We start from the raw sequence: 18,340 nt of genomic DNA on the forward strand, positions 1-18,340 counted from the left end.
TCATATAATCTGTATTATGGAAAATAATAGCGCAGGGAAGCGAGCAGGGCACCAATCCGTCCCTTCCGGCGTTCCAGCCGATGGACTATCGTCGCGGTTCGTTCCCGCATCCATTCCCTCGATGAAGGTTGCGCTTTATGCCTCGCTCCTCGTGGCTTATCGGCCCCGTGCTGTCGTTTTGTCTGCTTCCGTTTGCCGCCTCCGCCCAAACGCCACCGGATTGTGCGAGGCCGGCCGGTCGCGCGGACCGGACCATCTGCGCGAGCGCCGACCTGAAGGTTGCTGCCGAGGATTTGGCGGCGCTCCTGCGTGACACCTTGGGAAACACGCCGGCCGACGGCCGGGACGCCATCGAGCGCGCGCAGAAGGCTTTCCTGGCCGCGCGTGACAGCACCTGCGCCGACAAATCCGCCGTTCCGGCCTGCCGTGCCCTCTATGAAGCCCGCGCCGCCGACCTCGCCGCCCAGAATTCGGCGGCGCAGAAAAAGCTGGCCGCAATCGTCGCCGGCATTCCGAAGGACGCCAAGGCCGCCGCCGCCGCTCTTCAGCGCCACGACGGCGCGCCCGCAAAGGCATGGCTGGTCTATCTCTACCAGAGCGGCATGGTGACCGTGGCCGACAAGGACGCCACCGTGCGCCGGCTTGTCGATGAAATCCTGAACCAGGATCTTCCGAAAGATCCCTATCTCCATGAGGAGATGGCGAATCTCGGCGATGTTCCGAGCGCTCCGCTGGGCACGGTTCTGCTGTTCCTGCGCCACGTCCTGTCGACCACGGAGATGGACGCGCCCTGCTTCCTGTTCACCAAGCACGGGCAGCCGGCGTTCGAAGCCTTCGGGGCCTTCTGGGGCAACGCGCGCGACGAGACGCCCGGGCTGTGCAGCCCGCCGTCTTCGGTGTTCGATCTGCCGGAATGGAAGTCCGTCTCCGCCCACATGGACCCGGCCATCGAACCGGCCCTGGTGGAGCGCGGCAGCATCCGTCACGGTTATGAGCGCCAGTTCGAGGTGGACGACCTTCAGGCGTCGCTTGTGCCCAGCACGCTTCTGGAGGCGCCGATGTCCGCCGAAGCCAGGAAGATGGCCGAGCAGCGGGGAAAGGCCGTGGCCGCCTTCCGGTCCTGGAGCGATTTCGAGGTTTGGCCGGAAAAGGAGTACCGCGCGGCGGCGCATGCCCTTCCGGTGGCCATCTCAGCCACATCAAAGCTTTACAGGGAGAAGTTCAGACTGAATCCCCAGACGGCGGATCAGGCTGCCAGGGCGGCCGCAGACCGCTTCATCGCCGGCCGGCTGGGCCTCATCATGCCGGACGATTAAAGCGGATTGCAATCCGCTTTGGACCGCGCCGGCGGTCCCGGTCGCACATGCGACCGGAGCCCGCCGGCGAATGAGGCGCTATGAGTCTAAAGCGAACGGAAGTTCGCTGTAAGGATCCCCTGCCCCATTTTTCCTTGGGCCCCCAAGGTCAAAGCTCGATGACGAGCCCGTCATAGGCGGGCTCGACGCCGGCGGGCAGCAGCCGGCGGAGCGTGTCGTAATCCATGGTCTGGTCCATGTGCGTCAGGTAGGCCCGCTCGGGGCGCACCCGCGCGATCCATTCCAGCGTCAGGGCGAGATGGGCATGGACCGGGTGCGGCGGTTCGATCCGTGCGCAGTCGACCACCCACACCTCGACGCCCTCCAACGCCGCGAAGGCGTCTTCATCCAATCTCACAACATCGGTCGAATAGGCAAATTTATCAAAGCGATAGCCAAGGGTCTTCAGATAACCATGATCCTGCTCGAAGGGCACGATCCGGTGACCGCGCACCTCGAACGGGCCTTCCACGGCGCGAGGCGTCAACACCGGGCGGTAAAAGGGATCGCCGGGGCGAAGAGGCTCGAAGCAATAGCCGAAACGCCGCTCCAGCTCGGCCAGATCATCGGCGCTGCCAAAGGCGTCGATGGGCGCGTGCATGGCGCGGCACAGTTCCCTGAGTTCGTCGATGCCATGGGAGTGGTCGGCGTGCTGGTGCGTCCAGAGCACAGCGTCGAGCCGCCGCACATCGGCGTTGAGAAGCTGCTGGCGAAGGTCCGGCGAGGTGTCGACCAGGACGCTGACCTCACCACCCTGCCCGGCCCCCTCCTGTTCCCACTCCACCAGGATGGACGGGCGCATCCGGTGGTTCCTGGGGTTCGCCGGGTCGCAGGACCCCCAGCCGAGACCGATCACGGGCACGCCCCGCGATCCGCCGCAGCCGAGGATCGTGACCCGCTGGCCGGTCATGCAGCGACCTGTTGGCCCGTGCCGGCACGGGGAAACAGGCGGAAGAAGTTGTCCGTTGAAATCCGGGCCAGATCCGCCGCGTCCACGCCCTTGACCCCGGCGACGCAGGCCGCGGTGTGGGCGACGTAGGCCGGCTCGTTGCGCTTGCCGCGGAAGGGCACCGGCGCCAGATAGGGCGCGTCCGTCTCCACCAGAATCCGGTCCAGCGGAACGTCCTTCACGATGGCGCGGAGGTCCTCAGACTTCTTGAAGGTGACGATCCCGGACAGGGAGATGTAGAAACCGAAATCCAAAGCCTCTTCAGCGAGTTGCCGACCGGAGCTGAAGCAGTGCAGCAAGCCGTTGACCGGCTGCCCGGCGGCTTCCTCGCGGACGATCTGCATGGTGTCGTCGTCGGCGTCGCGGGTGTGAACGATCAGCGGCAGCCCGGTGTCCAGGCTGGCCCGGATGTGCCGGCGGAAGCACTCCTGCTGAATGTCGCGCGGGCTCTTGTCGTAGAAGTAGTCCAGCCCGGTCTCGCCCAGCCCGATCACCTTCGGGTGCTTCGACAGTTCGACGAGGCGCTCGACGCTCACCCCGTCGATCTCCGCCGCCGCCTGGTGTGGGTGAACGCCGAGGGAGCACAGAACGTCGTCGTACCGTTCGGCGACCGCCAGGATGCGGTCGAAGCGTGACAGGTAGGTGCAGATGGTCACCATCCGCCCCACCCCCGCCTGCCGGGCGCGGTCGACGACCGCGTCCAGCTCCTCGGCGAAATCGGGAAAGTCGAGATGGCAGTGGCTATCGACCAGCATCGTTCGTCAGCTCTTCGCTTCGTCCACGTAGCGCGGGAACACGCCCTGAGGCGTCGGCAGCGGCGTGCCGGGGACCAGCGCCCCACCCGCCCCCAGCCGGTCGAACCCGCGGGCCTCCGGCCCTTGCGCCAGCTGGTCCAGGATCCTAGCCGAGGCTTCCGGCATGATCGGCTGGGTCAGGATGGCGAGATGGCGGATGGTCTCGGCCAGCACATACAGCACCGTGGCCATGCGCGCCGGATCGGTCTTCTTCAGCGCCCAGGGCGCCTGCTCGTCCACATAGCGGTTGCCGTCGCCGATCACCGCCCAGATGGCGTCCAGCGCCTTGTGGAAGGACTGCGACTGGATCTCCGCCCGCACGATCGGCAACAGGTTGCGGGCGGCGCCGAGCAGGGCCTCGTCGGCCTCGGTGAAGGCGCCCGGCTGCGGCACGGCGGCCCCGCAGTTCTTGCCGATCATCGACAGCGAGCGCTGCACGAGGTTCCCATAATCGTTGGCGAGGTTGCCGTTGATCCGCTGGACCATCTGCTTGTGCGAGAAGTCGCCGTCGTTGCCGAAGGGCACCTCGCGCAGCAGGAAGTAGCGGGTCTGGTCCAGGCCGTAGGTGTTGACCAGCGTCTCCGGCGCGATGACGTTGCCCAGCGACTTCGACATCTTCTGGCCTTCGATGGTCCACCAGCCGTGCGCGAAGACGCGCTTGGGCGGGGCCAGCTTGGCGGCCATCAGGAAGGCCGGCCAGTAGACGGCGTGGAAGCGCAGGATGTCCTTGCCGACCATGTGCAGGTTGGCCGGCCAGTATTTGGCGTACGCGCCGCCCTCGTCCGGGAAGCCGACCGCGGTGATGTAGTTGGCCAGGGCGTCCAGCCACACATACATGATGTGGTCGGGATTGCCGGGCACCGGAATGCCCCACTTGAAGGTGGTGCGGCTGACCGACAGGTCCTTCAGCCCCGACTTGACGAAGGCGACGACCTCGTTGCGCTTGCCGGCCGGGGCGATGAAGTCCGGGTTCTGCTCGTAGAACTCCAGCAGGCGGTCCTGCCAGGCCGAGAGGCGGAAGAAGTAGGAGGGCTCCTCCACCCACTCGCACTCGGCGCCGGTCGGGGCGATCTTCTTGCCCGACGGCGACGTGGTCAGTTCGTCCTCGCCGTAGAAGGCCTCGTCGCGCACCGAGTACCAGCCGGCGTAGCTGCCGAGATAGATCTCGCCGGCCGACTCCAGGCGGCGCCACAGTTCCTGCACCGACGCGATGTGCCGCGGCTCGGTCGTGCGGATGAAGTCGTCGTTGGAGAAGTTCATCAGCGAGACGAGGTCGCGGAAGTTCTTCGACACGCGGTCGGTGAACTCCTGGGGCGCGACGCCGGCGTTCATGGCGGATTTCTCCACCTTCTGGCCGTGCTCGTCGGTGCCGGTGAGGAACTTCACGTCATAGCCGTCCAGCCGCATGAAGCGGGCCAGCACGTCGCAGGCGAGCGTGGTGTACGCGTGCCCGATGTGCGGCACGTCGTTCACGTAATAGATCGGAGTCGTCAGGTAGAAGGTCTTCGACCCGGTCATGTCAGAGGCTCTCCCGAGAATGCGCCGGCCCGGCGCGTCGCCGGCCCGGGTGGGCGTGTTGTGTCGTCCGTGTTAAGTAGCAGCCGCTTCCAGCGTCGCCAAGGCGTTCAGGACCACCTGTTTGCGGTCGAGGTTGGCGGATTCCGCACGGGCGAAGTGGCGTTGGACCTTTTCCCACACCTCCACCCAACGTTCAAGGCCGCGGGCGTTGGCCAGGCGGGTCATCAGGGCGGCCTCGCCGGCCACCACCTCCGCCGGCCATGCCCCGCGGGCCAGCGACCGGACGAAGCGGGCCAGCCACCAGACGAGCAGGTCGGTGGCCGTCTCGTACAGACCATCGTCCTGCTTGCGGGTCAGCTTGTCGCCGAAGGCGTGGGCGGCGGTGATGTCCAGTCGCGGCAGGGTGCCGAGCAGACCGATCAGTTCCCGGTAGAGGTCGAGCCCGCCGGCCTCGGCCAGCCCGATGGCCCGCCCGATGCTGCCCTCCGCCAGCCGGGCGAGCGCCGCCCGGTCCTCGTCGCCGAGGTCAGGGCGATGCTGGACCAACAGGTTGAGGACCGTTTCCTCAGGAAGTGGTTGAAGCGTCAGCTTGCGGCAGCGGGAGCGGATGGTGGGCAGCATGCCGCCGGGGTTGTCGCTGACCAGAAGCAGCAGAGCGCCCGGCGGCGGCTCCTCCAGAATCTTGAGAATGGCGTTCAAGCCACTGAGATTCATGCGGTCCGCGCCGTCGATCACAGCCACGCGCCAGCCGCCCTCGGCGGCGGTCTTGCGCAGGAACGGGCCGATCTTGCGCACATCGTCCACGGCGATGTCGCGCTTCAGCCGGTCGCGCTTTTCGTCGCGTTGGCGCTCGACGGTCAGCAGGTCGGCGTGCCCGCCCGAGGCGACGCGGCGGAAGACCGGGGCGTCCGGGGACAGCGCCAGCGAGGCGGGTGGCGGCGGTGCGCCGAACAGGCCGGCGTCCGGCGGCTCGTGCCCCTGGGACAGGACGAAGCGGGCGAAGCGGAAGGCCAGGGTCGCCTTGCCGATCCCCGGCGGGCCGCCGATCAGCCAGGCGTGCGGCAGCCGCCCGGAGTTCCAGGCGTCGAGCAGCAAGCGCTCGGCGTCGTCATGGCCGGTCAGCTCGGGGTTGCGGCGCGGGGCGAGGGCATCCTCCTCCGCGACCGGTTCGGGCGCGCGGGCGCGGCTCACCTCAGGACGCTCCCAGACGGCGGGTCACCGCGTCCAGAATGGCCGCCTGCACCGCTTCGACGGGGTGTCCGGCGTCGACGAGCACGCAGCGCTCCGGCTCCCGCGCGGCGATGTCGAGGAAGCCGTCGCGCAGACGGTGGTGGAAGGCGACGTCCATGCGCTCGTAGCGGTCCTCCCCGCCGCGGCGGGCGGCGGCGCGGGCCAGCCCATCCTCCACCGGCAGGTCGAGGATCAGCGTCAGGTCGGGCCGGAAGTCGCCCAGGGCCGTGGCCTGGAGCGTGGCGACCAGATCGCGCCCCAGCCCCAGCCCATAGCCCTGATAGGCCATGGTGCTGTCGAAGAAGCGGTCGCAGATGACCCAGTGCCCGGCCTCCAGCGCCGGCCAGACGGTGCGCTCCAGATGGTCGCGGCGGGCGGCGGTGTGCAGCAGCGCCTCGGTCACCGGCCCCCAGCGCCCGGTTTCGCCTGAGACCAGCAGGCCGCGGATCTCTTCCGCACCCGGCGAGCCGCCGGGCTCGCGGGTCAGCACGACCCGCTTCCCCCAACCGATCAGCGCGTCGGCGAGCAGGCGGATCTGGGTGGTCTTGCCCGCCCCTTCGCCGCCCTCCAGCGTGATGAACCGCCCGCGCGTCATGGTCTGCTCCCGATGGTGATGAGGCCCGCCGCTGTCCGGATTCCGGCGGTGACGGGCCGGCTTACACCAATCAGCTCGCCCCGAAAATGAGGAACTTCGCCGCCGCCAGGGCGCGGCCGACGAAGCCCAGCTTCTCCACGTCCTGGGCGGCGACCACCGGGAACTCCTTGCCCGGGAAGCCCGGCGCGGAAACCACGACCTTGCCGACCACGTCGCCCTTCTTCACCGGGGCGGCGACCGGGGCGTTGCTGACCAGCGACACCTTCATGCCGCTGCGGTCGGCGCGGGCCATGGTGACCTTCATGTCCTCCGGCACGGTGACCGGAACGCTGTCCTGCGCGCCCAGCCAGAGCGGCACCTGATCCACCGTCTCGCCGGCCTTGAACAGGGCATAGGTGGCGAATTCGCGGAAGCCCCACTCGATCAGCCGGGCCGATTCGTCGGCGCGGGCCTGCATGTTCGGCAGCCCGTTGACCACCAGGATGAGACGGCGCCCTTCCCGCTCCGCTGAGGCGGTCAGGCCGTAGCCGCCGGCCTCGGTGTGGCCGGTCTTCATGCCGTCCACGTCCATGCCGCGGTAGAGCAGCGGGTTGCGATTGCCCTGGTTGATCCCGTGGTATTTGAACTCCCGGATCGAGTAGTAGTGGTAGTATTCCGGGAAGTCCTTGATCAGATGCTCGGCCAGGACCGCGAGATCGCGGGCGGTCATGTAGTGATTCGGGTCCGGCCAGCCCGTCGCGTTGGTCAGGTTGGTGTCCTTCAGCCCCAACTCGCGGGCGCGCTTGTTCATGCGCTCGGCGAAGGCCGATTCGGAGCCGGCGAGACCTTCGGCGAAGACGATGCAGGCGTCGTTGCCCGACTGCACGATCACGCCCTTGATGAGGTCGTCGACCTTGATGTTGTTGTGCAGCTCCACGAACATCTTGGAGCCCTGCATCCGCCACGCGCGTTCCGACACCGGCAGCGTGCTCTCCAGCGTCAGCCGGCCCTCCTTGATCGAATCGAAGACCATGTACATCGTCATGATCTTGCTCATCGAGGACGGCGCCATGCGCTGATCCGGGTTCTTCTCGAACAGCACGGTGTTCGAGGTGATATCGACCAGGATCGCCTGCTTGGCGATGGTTTCGATGCTGGCGGCGTGAGCCACCGGCCCCACCCCCGCCGCGAACAGCGCGACCGCAAGGCCCATGGCGAAACGGGTGCGGGCAACGCGGGTGCGGACGACAGCGACCATGACAACTCCCTTCGAAACGCGGACTGGACAAGACGTGAAACGGAACGAGGCCCGACATCGGGCCAAGCTTGGACTGGGCTCGCGGGTGATCAATCAACCACGATTTTGGCGTCGGTAAGGCCGGCTTGGAGGATCTGGTTCAAAACGGCGTCGGCAGACTCCACGCTGGCCAGCGGCCCCACCCTCACCCGCTGCAGCCGCTGCCGTCCGGCGACCGTCTGGGTGACCTGCGCCTGTTGGCCGAGCGAGGCCAGACGGGCGCGCACGCGGGTGACGTTGTCCGAACTGCCGAAGGCGCCGACCTGCACGTAGATCTGCTCGTAGGGCTTCACCGGAAGTTCGGCGACCACGGGGGCGGGAACGAAGCGCCCGTCCACCATGTCGCCGGCCACCGTCGCGGGCGGCGGCACCGGGGCGCGGGTGACCGCGGCGGGAGTCGCGCGGGCGGTGCCGTCGACCTCCACCGAGCCGCGCGGGGCGGCCTTCGGGGGCGGGCCGTCCAGTTCCGCCAGCATCGGGGCCGGTGTGCCCTGGCGGGCCGCGGCGGCGACCGCGCGGCTTTCCTCCGCCAGAATCTGCACGCGCACCTTGGCCGTGCCCGTGCCTTCGAACCCCAGCAATTGCGCGCCGCGCCGCGACATGTCGATGATTCGCCCGTTGGCGTAGGGGCCGCGGTCGTTGATGCGAACAACCAGCGACCGGCCGTTGTCGAGATTGGTGACGCGCACGAGGCTTGGCATGGGCAAGGTCTTGTGCGCGGCCGTCAGCTCATTTTGGTCGTAAACCTCGCCATTGGCGGTGACCTTTTGGTGGAATCCCGGCCCATACCAGGAGGCGATCCCGGTTTCGCTGTAGGAGTAATCCTCGGCGGGATAGTACCAGACGCCATTGACCTGATAGGGCTTGCCGACCTTGTAGACGCCGCTGCGCGGCAGTCCGGACGGCGATGGCGCGGAGGGCGCGGAGGCGCAGGCGGCGAGAGTCAGCGCCCCTGCGAGCACGACCGCCCCCCTCAGCATATGCGCGCGTCGCATGGCCCCACCCCGCTAAATCTGGTGGCGCCACTCTAGCCGAGTTACCTCCCCGCGCCAACCGCGCAGCGCCCGTCAGGAGCCCGCCGGCGCTGCATCGCGGTCATGGGCGGGCCCCGGAAACAGCGCTTCGGTCCGTCCCATCAGGCGGTAGGCGACGAGGCCGATCCATTCGCGGACCGGGTCCTGGAGCGCGTCGATCTGTTTGTCGAACTCGAACCGGAAGAAGGGGCGTCCACCGAAGCGCGTGCGGTAATCCACCGGGTGGGGGATCACCTCCCAGCCGATGCGCCGGAAGATGCCGACCGACCGCGGCATGTGCATGGCCGAGGTCACGAGAATCCATCGTTCGCCCGGCTTGGGCTGGACGATCCGCTGGCTGAACAGGGCGTTTTCCCAGGTGTTGCGGGACTCGTTCTCATAGGTCACGTGGTCCGGGTCGATTCCGACCTGCCGAAGCGCGCCGCGGACCGCGAGGTCCTCCCGCAGCTCCAGGGCATCCTGCCCGGCCAGCCGTCCTGAGCCGCCGGAAAAGACCGCGTGCGCCTGGGGATAGCGACGGATCAGTTCGGCAAAGGCGAGAACGCGCTCCGCCGCGTCGTTGAGGGACGGTTCCCCCCGATCGCGGGTGATTGGAGGATTCACCGCCCCACCCAGCATGATGATTCCGTCCACCCGCTCCGGCAGGTCGGGACGGGGAAAACGCTCCTCCAACGGCAGCGCCACCCAGGAAGCGATCGGCGTGACCATGACGATGACGAAGCCGACGGTCACCGCCACGACCAGCCGCCGCCCCCAGTGGGCCAGACGGCGGGTGAACAGCAGCGTCGTCCCGGCGGTGAGGATCAGCACGAGCAGATTGCCCGGCGAGACCAGGAGCCACAGCAGCTTCGACAGCACGAAGGACAACAGCCGACCTCCCCTTTCGATTTTCGGTGGTTTCTAGATACGGATGTTCATCCCCGATGCCCAGGGGGCGACGGCACGGTAACGAATCCGCCATCAAACCGTAACAGCGGCGTCTTCGGCGGCGGGTAAGGTCCGCGGCGCAACCAAGGATTTTCCGCATATGCTGTCGAACATTTCCATCGGCACGCGAATCGCGCTGCTGGTCGCCGCGTCCGTGGTCACCTTGGGCCTGCTGGGCGGGACGGTCACCGTCGGCGCCCAACGCATCTTCGAGGCGACCGCCGAATTGGACCAGTTCCGCGACGCCTATGAGCACACCGCCGCCGTGGAGCGCCGGGCCAGCCGCCTGCGCTTCCAGGCGCTGCGCTTCGTGGCCGACCGGGACGAGGCGGCGGCCGAAGCCTTCGCAAGGAACGCGGAGGAGGCCTCCCGCCTGCTGGACAATCTCAAGGAACGCAGTGCCGAGCGCCTGCCGCCGGAGGAACTGGACAATCTGTCGCAGGGCATCGGCACGCTGAAGGAGCACTTCTCGTCGGTGGTCGCGCGGGCGAAGGAATTGGGTCTGTCCGATGACAGCGGCCTGCGCGGCGGCCTGCGCGCCTCGGCCCGCGCCATCGAGGACGAGCTGAAGCAGTGGCCGAACGCCGACAAGCTGACCGGCCGCATGGAATCCATGCGGAAGATGGAAAAGGACTTCATCATCTACAGCGACGAATCGCTGCTGTCCGGCCACCGCAAAGCCTTCAACGAGTTCACCTTTTTCCTTGCCGATTCGGGTCTGGACGCGACCACCCAGACCAGGCTGGAGAAGCAGGCCCGCACCTACCGTTCGGATCTCGGCCGGTTCGTCGACGCCACCAAGGCCTTCCGGGGCGAGGTGCAGACCTTCAACGACGCGTTCCAGGCCATGGTGCCGCGCTTCGAAGCCCTGCTGGACTCGGCCAACGCCGGCATGGCCGGGGCGGTGGAAACGCAGAACCGGGTCCGCGGCGAGGTGATCGCCAACGTGCTTCAGGTCGGCTCCGTCCTGCTGGTCGGCTTCGCGATCATCAGCCTGCTGGTCGCCCGCAGCATCACCCGGCCGCTGCGCCTGATCGAGGGCGTGATGGAGCGGCTGGCCGGCGGCGACCGGACGGCCACCGTGCCGGAGACCGGGCGGCGCGACGAGATCGGCGCAATGGCCCGCGCCGTCAGCGTCTTCAAGGAGAATCTTCAGCGCACGCATGAGCTGGAGCAGGAATCCCGCCGGGCCGAACGGCGGGCGGAGGAGGAGCGCGAGAACGCGCTGCGCGCCATCGCCCACGACTTCGATTCGGCCTTCGGGCGCGTGCTGCACACCGTCGGCCACGCCGCCGACCAGATCCGCAACGGCGCGCACATCCTGCGCGACACCGCGGAGAAGATGAAGGAGCAGGCGCTCGACACCTCGGAGAAGGCGGAGCAGACCTCCGAGGTGGTCGGCATCGTCAACAACGTGTCGCGTACCCTCTCCGCTTCCATCGGCGAGATCGGCGGGCGGGTGACCACCTCCAGCACGGCGATTCGCCGCGCCGTGGACCACGCCCGGCAGAGCGACTCGGCGGTGGCGGCGCTGGCCGACAGCTCGCAGCGGATTGGAGAGATCGTCCGGCTGATCAACGACATCGCCGGGCAGACGAACCTGCTGGCGCTCAACGCCACCATCGAGGCCGCCCGCGCCGGAGAAGCCGGCAAGGGCTTCGCCGTCGTCGCGTCGGAGGTCAAGGTGCTGGCCAACCAGACCGCGAAGGCGACCGAGGACATCGCCGGTCAGGTCGGCGCCATCCAGGAGGCCACCGGCTCCGTCGTCGAGGCGATCCGGGCCATCCGGACGACCGTGGAGGAGGTCGCCCACCTGTCGGAGGACGTGTCCGCCGCCGTGCGCGACCAGCTCGAACAGACCGAGGAGATCGTCGGTGCGGTGGGCCGGGCCAACGACAACACCCACGAGGTGACCGAGAGCGTCAGCACCATGGCGATCACCGCCGCGGAAACTGGCAAGTCGGCCATCGAGATGATCTACTCCGCCGCCCAGCTGGCCGACGAACTCCGGCAACTCGAAGCCGACGCCGACCGCTTCGTGTCTTCGATCAAGATCTGAGGCAGCAAGCGGTCAGGCGCTCTTCAGACAAAGAGAAAGGGCAGGAGCCGAAGCCCCTGCCCTTTCACGCTTTTCTGGTCCAGATGAGCAGCCTTACGCGGCCAGCATCTCCAGCGCCTTCTGCAGCTTGTCGCGGGCCTGCTCCGCGGTGTCGCGGCGGTCGCGCTGCTCCTCGATCACCTCTTCCGGCGCCTTGGCGACGAACTGCTCGTTCGACAGCTTGGCGTCGATCTTCTTGATCTCGCCGGACAGCTTCTCGATCTCCTTGGTCAGGCGCGCCCGCTCCTTGTCGAGGTCGACGATGCCTTCCAGCGGCAGGATCAGCGTGGCCTCGTCCAGCACCGCCTGGACGGCGCTCTTGGGCACCGGGCCGGACAGCGGCTCGACGCTGGACAGGCGGCCCATGCGCAGGATCAGGTCGCGGTGCGTGTCCAGCCGCTTCAGGCTCTCCGGACCGGCGTCCTTCAGCTTCAGCTCGATCTGCGCCGCCGGCGGCACGTTCATCTCCGACCGCATGGAGCGGACCGAGGAGATCGCCCGCACCACCCAATCCATCTCGTCGCGGGCGGCCGGGTCGATCAGTTCCGCGCCATGCTCCGGCCAGCGGGCGGAGATCAGGCGGTTCGCCCGGTCGGTGGACAGCTGCTCCCACAGCTCCTCGGTGATGAAGGGCATCAGCGGGTGGAGCATGTGCAGGATCTCGTCCAGCACCCAGGCGGTGGTCGCCCGCGTCTCGGCGATGGCGGCCTCGTCCGAACCGTTCAGGATCGGCTTGGTGAACTCCAGGTACCAGTCGCAGAAGGTGCCCCAGGTGAAGGCGTAGGCGGTGTTGGCGGCCTCGTTGAACTTGTAGGCCTCGATGGACTCGCCGACCTTCTTCGCCGCCTCCGCCAGGGCGCCGACGATCCAGCGGTTGACCGTCTGGGTGAGCCCGACCGGCTTGAAGCCGGGGACCGGGGCCACCCCGTTCATCTGGGTGTAGCGCGCGGCGTTCCACAGCTTCGTCGCGAAGTTGCGGTAACCCTCGACGCGGCTGACCGCCAGCTTGATGTCGCGGCCCTGGGCGGCCATGGCCGTCAGGGTGAAGCGCAGGGCGTCGGTGCCGTACTGGTCGATCAGCTCCAGCGGGTCGATGACGTTGCCCTTGGACTTCGACATCTTCTGGCCCTTCTCGTCGCGGACCAGGGCGTGGATGTAGACCGTCCGGAAGGGCACGTCCTTCATGAAGTGCAGACCCATCATCATCATCCGGGCGACCCAGAAGAAGATGATGTCGAAGCCCGTCACCAGCACGTCGGTCGGGTAATAGCGCGCCAGCTCCGGCGTCTCGTCCGGCCAGCCCAGCGTGGAGAAGGGCCACAGGGCCGACGAGAACCAGGTGTCCAGCACGTCCTGGTCGCGGGTCAGCGCCACATCCTCGCCGTAGTGGGCCTTGGCCGCGGCGATGGCCGCCTCCTCGGTCTCCTCGACGAAGAAATGGCCGTCCGGGCCGTACCAGGCGGGAATCTGATGGCCCCACCAGATCTGGCGGCTGATGCACCAGGGCTGGATGTTGCGCATCCACTCGAAATAGGTGTTCTCCCACTGCTTGGGAACGAACACGGTCTTGCCGGTTTCCACGGCCTCGATGGCCGGCTTGGCGAGCGTGGCGGCGTCGACGTACCACTGGTCGGTCAGCCAGGGCTCGATGGCCACGCCGGAGCGGTCGCCGTGCGGCACCATGTGGGTGTGCGGCTCGATCTTCTCCAGAAGGCCCAGCGCCTCCAGCTCGGCCACGACCTTCTTGCGCGCCTCGTAGCGGTCGAGCCCGCGGTAGGCCTCGGGGACCTCGTCGCCGGTGATGCGGGCGTCGCGGTCCATGATGTTGATGGCCGCGAGGTTGTTGCGCCGTCCGACCTCGAAGTCGTTGAAGTCGTGGGCCGGGGTGATCTTCACGGCACCCGAGCCGGTCTCCGGATCGGCGTACTCGTCGCCGACGATCGGGATCAAACGGCCGACCAGCGGCAGGACGACGTTCTTGCCGATCAGGTCCTTGTAGCGCTCATCCTCCGGATGAACGGCGACGCCGGTGTCGCCCAGCATCGTCTCGGGGCGCGTGGTGGCGACCACGATGAAGCGGTCCGCCTCGCCTTCAATCGGGTAGCGGAAGTGCCAGAGGTTGCCCTTGATCTCCTTCTGCTCGACCTCCAGGTCGGAGATGGCGGTGTGCAGCTTGGGGTCCCAGTTGACCAGCCGCTTGTCCTTGTAGATCAGGCCTTGCTTGTGCAGCTCCACGAACACCTTGCGGACGGCGCGGCTCAGCCCCTCGTCCATGGTGAAGCGCTCGCGCGGCCAGTCGGGCGAGGCGCCCAGCCGGCGGAGCTGGCGGGTGATGGTGCCACCCGATTCGGCCTTCCACTCCCACACCTTGTCGATGAAGGCATCGCGGCCGAAGTCGTGGCGCGTCTTGCCTTCCTTGGCGAGATTCCGTTCGACGACCATCTGGGTCGCGATGCCGGCGTGGTCGGTGCCGGGCTGCCACAGGGCGTCGCGCCCGCGCATCCGGTTGTAGCGGGTCAGAACGTCCTGGAGCGTGAAGGTCAGCGCGTGGCCCATGTGCAGGCTGCCGGTCACGTTCGGCGGCGGCATCATGATGGTGTAAGGCTTGCCGTTCGACTCGGTCTTCGCCGCGAACGCGCCCGTCTCTTCCCACAGCCGGTAGTGCTTTTCCTCGACCTCGGCGGGCCGGTACGTCTTTTCCAACATCACCAGGAACTTTCGCTTACGAATTCAAACGGAATGCGTGGCGGGCGTGACGCCGCTCAGAATTTCTGGGAGCGCCGGATCATCCGGTCGATTTCCTGCTGCACCAGCCGTTCGACGATGGTCGGCAGGTTCTCGTCCAGCCACTCCTTCAGCAACGGCTTCAACAGCTCGCGGACCACCTCCTCCACGGTGCGGATGCCGACGGGCATCGGGCCGATGGACAGGTCGTCGCCGAGCTGGCGCGCCAGATGCGTGAAATGGTGAGACGACTCCTCGGCCACCCGGCGGGAGATCAGCCCGTCGTCGAGATCCGACGGACGGATGCGCGGCCGCGGCGGCGGCGGCTCGTCGTCGTCGAAATCGTCGAAGGCCGGGGCCGGGCGCTTCACCGCCGGCCGCGGCGGCGGCGGCGGCGGTTCGGGGTCCGGTGCGTGGAACGCCGGTTCCGGGTCGGCCATGCCACCAAAGGACGGCTCGTCGCGCCACGGATCGGGCTCCGGCTCGTCGGGCTCGTCCCTCCCCTCGTCCTGGAGCATCTGCGTGAGTTCCAGAACGTCATCGTCGTCATCCTCCATGGGAGGTGGCGGCGGAGGCGGAGGGGGTGGCGGCGGAGGAGGTGGTGGCGGGGGCGGCGGAGGAGGCGCCGCTTCCGCCTTCGCGGGTTCGCCATCCTCCGAGATGATCCGGCGGATGGAGGCGAGGATCTCCTCCATCGACGGTTCTTGCTGGCCTTTATCGCTCATCGTGGCAAACCCGGGGACGTCATCCTGACGCGGACACTAGGGCAGGACTGGGTAAAAAGCCACCAGACAAAAACGGCCCGCCGAGGCGGGCCGTTTCGATCATCCGGGGACGATCACCCAGGAAGCGGCATTCAAGTGCGGTCACTCCGGCACGCCGGTTCCGATCCACTTGTTCCGCACCTGCTTGTAGTGCGTGTCGGCATCGTAATACTGGACCGGCAGGTTGAGCTGCCGCGCCGTCAACTGGCCGATGGCACCCAGGACCGTGAAGGCCTGGACCATCTCCGTCCGCTGCGCGCGGACGAGGTTGACGCGGGCGTTCAGCAGCTCCTGCTCCTGGTTCAGAACGTCGAGCACGGTGCGCGAGCCGACCTGGGCCTCCTGCCGCACGCCTTCCAGCGCGATTTCGGCGGCCCGGATCTGGGAGTTGTAGGACTCGATGCTCGCCCGCGCGGCCTGCAGGCCCTGCCACGCGCTGATCGCCGCCTCGACCGCCTGACGGCGGGTGTCGTCGATCTGCAGGCGGGCCTGATTCGCCGTGTGCTTCGCCTCGCGGGTCAGCGCTTCCGGCAAGCCGGCCTGGTAGAGCGGGATGGTGATCTGCGCGGTAAGCTGGGCGCCGTCCTGCCGCTTGATGTCGATGCCGGACGAACGGCCGGCGTCGATGGTGCGGTTGGCCTGCGCCGACAGGTTGGCCGACGGGAGCAGGCGGCCGAACTGCTGGTCCACCGCCTCGCGCTGGGCCGCCTCGGTGTAGGTGGCCGACAGCACCGACGGGTTGTTGGAGCGGGCCATCTCGACGACCTCGTCCAGCGTCCCCGGCAGCTTGAACTTCGGCTTGGGCGCCTTCAGCTTGCCGGGCATCGAGCCGACGACGCGCTCGTACGTCGCGCGCGACGCCTGGAGCGTGCCTTCGGCGGAGATGCGCGCGGCGATGGAGGCGGCCAGACGCGATTCCGACTGGCTGACGTCGGTGCGGGTGTACTCACCGACGCGGAAGCGGTCGCGGGCGGCGTCGAGCTGGCGGCGCAGAACCTGCTCGTTGTTGGCCTGAAGCTCCAGCACCGCCTGGTTCTGCACGACGTCCAGATAGGCCGCCGCGGCGTTCAGCAGGATCTGCTGTTCGTTGGCGAGCACGGTGGCGCGCTGGGCTTCGACGGTGCGCTCGGCGCGGCGGACGGCCGGACCTACGGTCGCGTCGTAGAGCGGCTGGGTGGCGGTGATTCCGACGCTCTTGGCGTTGTTCTCGGAACCGGTTTCGCCGCCCTGAAAGGTGCTGTTGCTGGCGTTGCGGGTGATCCCCGCCGTCGCCCGCACCGTCGGGCGGTAGCCGGACAGGGCCTGCGGAACGCTCTCGTCCACGGCGCGCTGGCGGGCGCGCTGGGCGGCGAGCGCCGGGTTGTTGGAATAGGCCTGCGCTAGCGCGTCTTCGAGGGATTGGGCCGACGCAGTGTCGATGCCCCCGACGAAGGCGACCCCCAGCGTAAGGGCGGTCGCCATCAAATGGCGCGCGAAACGGCTTCGCACAGTCATGTTCAGTAGACCTTCATGTTCGGGTCGATTCGGCGCGCCCAGGCATCCACCCCGCCATTCAGATTGGTGGCGCGGGAAAATCCCTGGGAACGCAACCACATGGTCACCTGCGCGCTGCGCCCGCCGTGATGGCAGACGACCACGATGTCGCGGTCCCGCGGCAACTCTCCGACGCGGGCGGGCAGCGCCCCCATCGGGATGTGGAGGCTGTCGGGAAGGGCGCAGATGGCCACCTCCCCCGGTTCCCGTACATCAAGCACCAGCGGATCGCCACCCGATGTCCGGATGCGGTCCAGGTCCTCGACTTCCATCTCAAACGGCGCCGGCATGCCTTGATTCTCCGCTGCGGGCCGCAGGACCGCGGCCGGTGAAAGGCAAGGTGACAGGCTGGGGGAAAGGGGGGCCGAAGCCCCTGGGATCACTCACTCTGCGATCAGAATACGAATTTCGGCTTGGCTTCGAAACCGGGCAGCGGGTGCGTGTGCGCCTCGAACAGCGTGCGGGCCGAGGTGACGCCGCCGCTGCGCTGGTAGAGCTTCACCTCGCCGACCCCGCGGTCGCCCATGACGGCGGTGACCAGCCGGCCGCCCTCGGCCAGCTGGGCCAGAATGCCGTCCGGAACCTCCGACACCAGGCCTTCGATCACGACCACGTCGTAAGGAGCCTGCTGCGGGTAACCCTCGGCCAGGGGCGCCGAGATGATGACGGCGTTGTCCGCGCCGACGGCGGTCAGCGATTCCGTGGCCTGCCGGGCCAGTTCGGCGTCGGATTCGATGCCGACGACGGTCGCGGCGAGGCGGGAGAGCACGGCGGTCGAGTAGCCGGAGCCGCTGCCGATGTCGAGCACGACGTCGGTCGCGTCGATGCCGACTTCCTGGAGCATGCGGGCGAAGACCATCGGCTCCATCAGGTAGCGGCCTTTGCCGATGGCGAGATCCTCGTCCACATAGGCAATGCCGCGCGCCGCCTTCGGCACGAACTGTTCACGGGGGATGTCGAGCATGGCATCGACCAGACGCTGGTCGGTCACCTTGTTCGGTCGGATCTGCCCTTCGACCATGTTGAGGCGGGCGGCGGCGTATTCGGACATGGCGGTCGCTTACAATCTGGTGGACGGAGCGCGGCGCCAAGCCGTGGTGCGCGGCCTCGCTGCCTCGTCGCGTATATATCTTCAAAGTCTCACGAACACAACGCCGCACCGGTTCGTCGGAAAACGCCACAAAGGCGCTTGACCCCCTGTGTGAACAGCAGTATACGTCCGCTCCCACGCCGCGGCGCTCCCGCTAGGGGGTGCCGGACGCAAGGATGGCGCGGTGGCAGAGTGGTGATGCAGCGGACTGCAAATCCGTGTACGTGGGTTCGATTCCCGCCCGTGCCTCCATCCTTGATCCGGCTGAGACATCAGCGAAATCAAAGTATTTGATAAGCATCGCGCCGGAACGGCGCGGTGCGTTTCTGCGTTTTCGCATCGTGGGACCTGCGGCCCCCTGCCCTGCACCGACCGTCATTTTTTGCCATCAAAAGGCTTGGCAAGCGTCGGAGGGTCCGCTATATAGCCGCCCACGCCGGACGTTGCGCCTCG

Annotated in this window: 14 protein-coding genes, 1 tRNA gene and 1 pseudogene; 3 read left to right on the plus strand and 13 right to left on the minus strand. The window is 67.7% G+C overall.

Annotation, left to right across the window (positions count from 1 at the left end; translation table 11 throughout):
- Positions 1 to 137: 137 nt before the first annotated feature.
- Complete coding sequence (locus D3869_RS00495; protein WP_137138503.1) at positions 138 to 1,316, plus strand: lysozyme inhibitor LprI family protein; 1,179 nt, start codon at positions 138 to 140, stop codon at positions 1,314 to 1,316.
- Positions 1,317 to 1,464: 148 nt separating this feature from the next.
- On the opposite strand, the gene D3869_RS00500 is transcribed toward D3869_RS00495, so the two are convergent.
- The 8 genes from D3869_RS00500 to D3869_RS00535 all read right to left on the minus strand — a co-directional run bounded on the left by D3869_RS00500 (position 1,465) and on the right by D3869_RS00535 (position 9,609).
- Positions 1,465 to 2,265, minus strand: a complete 801-nt coding sequence (locus tag D3869_RS00500) for an MBL fold metallo-hydrolase (protein ID WP_137138504.1) — start codon at positions 2,263 to 2,265, stop codon at positions 1,465 to 1,467.
- A complete protein-coding gene (locus D3869_RS00505; RefSeq protein ID WP_137138505.1) occupies positions 2,262 to 3,059 on the minus strand; it encodes a TatD family hydrolase in 798 nt (265 codons plus the stop codon). The genes D3869_RS00500 and D3869_RS00505 overlap by 4 nt, the downstream gene beginning before the upstream one ends.
- A 6-nt stretch (positions 3,060 to 3,065) precedes the next feature.
- The gene (gene metG, locus D3869_RS00510) at positions 3,066 to 4,616 is read right to left on the minus strand and encodes a methionine--tRNA ligase (protein WP_137138506.1); all 1,551 of its coding nucleotides are present in this window, start codon (positions 4,614 to 4,616) and stop codon (positions 3,066 to 3,068) included.
- 72 nt (positions 4,617 to 4,688) lie between these two features.
- Complete coding sequence (locus tag D3869_RS00515) at positions 4,689 to 5,807, minus strand: DNA polymerase III subunit delta' (RefSeq protein ID WP_137138507.1); 1,119 nt, start codon at positions 5,805 to 5,807, stop codon at positions 4,689 to 4,691.
- Position 5,808: 1 nt separating this feature from the next.
- The gene (tmk, locus tag D3869_RS00520) at positions 5,809 to 6,441 is read right to left on the minus strand and encodes a dTMP kinase (protein ID WP_137138508.1); all 633 of its coding nucleotides are present in this window, start codon (positions 6,439 to 6,441) and stop codon (positions 5,809 to 5,811) included.
- 70 nt (positions 6,442 to 6,511) lie between these two features.
- Positions 6,512 to 7,678, minus strand: a complete 1,167-nt coding sequence (locus D3869_RS00525) for a D-alanyl-D-alanine carboxypeptidase family protein (protein WP_137138509.1) — start codon at positions 7,676 to 7,678, stop codon at positions 6,512 to 6,514.
- Between the two features lie 89 nt (positions 7,679 to 7,767).
- Entirely contained in the window at positions 7,768 to 8,712 is a 945-nt protein-coding gene (locus tag D3869_RS00530; RefSeq protein WP_137138510.1) for a septal ring lytic transglycosylase RlpA family protein, read from the minus strand.
- A 72-nt stretch (positions 8,713 to 8,784) separates the two neighbouring features.
- Positions 8,785 to 9,609 carry a YdcF family protein gene (locus D3869_RS00535; RefSeq protein WP_247895758.1) on the minus strand — a complete coding sequence of 275 codons (825 nt, stop codon included), beginning with the start codon at positions 9,607 to 9,609 and terminating at the stop codon, positions 8,785 to 8,787.
- A 1,078-nt stretch (positions 9,610 to 10,687) separates the two neighbouring features.
- On the opposite strand from D3869_RS00535, the pseudogene D3869_RS34690 reads away from it, so the two are divergent.
- Positions 10,688 to 11,737: pseudogene (locus D3869_RS34690) on the plus strand (methyl-accepting chemotaxis protein); the annotation flags it as partial.
- A gap of 93 nt (positions 11,738 to 11,830) precedes the next feature.
- Here the strand turns inward: D3869_RS34690 and D3869_RS00545 are convergent.
- The 5 genes from D3869_RS00545 to D3869_RS00565 form a co-directional block, all read right to left on the minus strand.
- Positions 11,831 to 14,482 carry a valine--tRNA ligase gene (locus D3869_RS00545; RefSeq protein WP_175426367.1) on the minus strand — a complete coding sequence of 884 codons (2,652 nt, stop codon included), beginning with the start codon at positions 14,480 to 14,482 and terminating at the stop codon, positions 11,831 to 11,833.
- Positions 14,483 to 14,538: 56 nt separating this feature from the next.
- Positions 14,539 to 15,225 (minus strand): DUF2497 domain-containing protein, encoded by a 687-nt coding sequence (locus D3869_RS34370; RefSeq protein WP_137138514.1) that lies wholly within the window; start codon positions 15,223 to 15,225, stop codon positions 14,539 to 14,541.
- A 141-nt stretch (positions 15,226 to 15,366) separates the two neighbouring features.
- A complete protein-coding gene (locus D3869_RS00555; RefSeq protein WP_247895668.1) occupies positions 15,367 to 16,725 on the minus strand; it encodes a TolC family outer membrane protein in 1,359 nt (452 codons plus the stop codon).
- Positions 16,726 to 16,760: 35 nt separating this feature from the next.
- Positions 16,761 to 17,087 carry a rhodanese-like domain-containing protein gene (locus tag D3869_RS00560; protein ID WP_137138516.1) on the minus strand — a complete coding sequence of 109 codons (327 nt, stop codon included), beginning with the start codon at positions 17,085 to 17,087 and terminating at the stop codon, positions 16,761 to 16,763.
- A gap of 104 nt (positions 17,088 to 17,191) precedes the next feature.
- A complete protein-coding gene (locus D3869_RS00565) occupies positions 17,192 to 17,848 on the minus strand; it encodes a protein-L-isoaspartate O-methyltransferase family protein (RefSeq protein WP_137138517.1) in 657 nt (218 codons plus the stop codon).
- Between the two features lie 217 nt (positions 17,849 to 18,065).
- On the opposite strand from D3869_RS00565, the gene D3869_RS00570 reads away from it, so the two are divergent.
- Positions 18,066 to 18,139 (plus strand) — tRNA-Cys (locus D3869_RS00570).
- Positions 18,140 to 18,340: the final 201 nt, after the last annotated feature.

It is taken from the genome of Azospirillum brasilense (assembly GCF_005222205.1).
Taxonomy (GTDB): Bacteria; Pseudomonadota; Alphaproteobacteria; order Azospirillales; family Azospirillaceae; genus Azospirillum; species Azospirillum brasilense_G.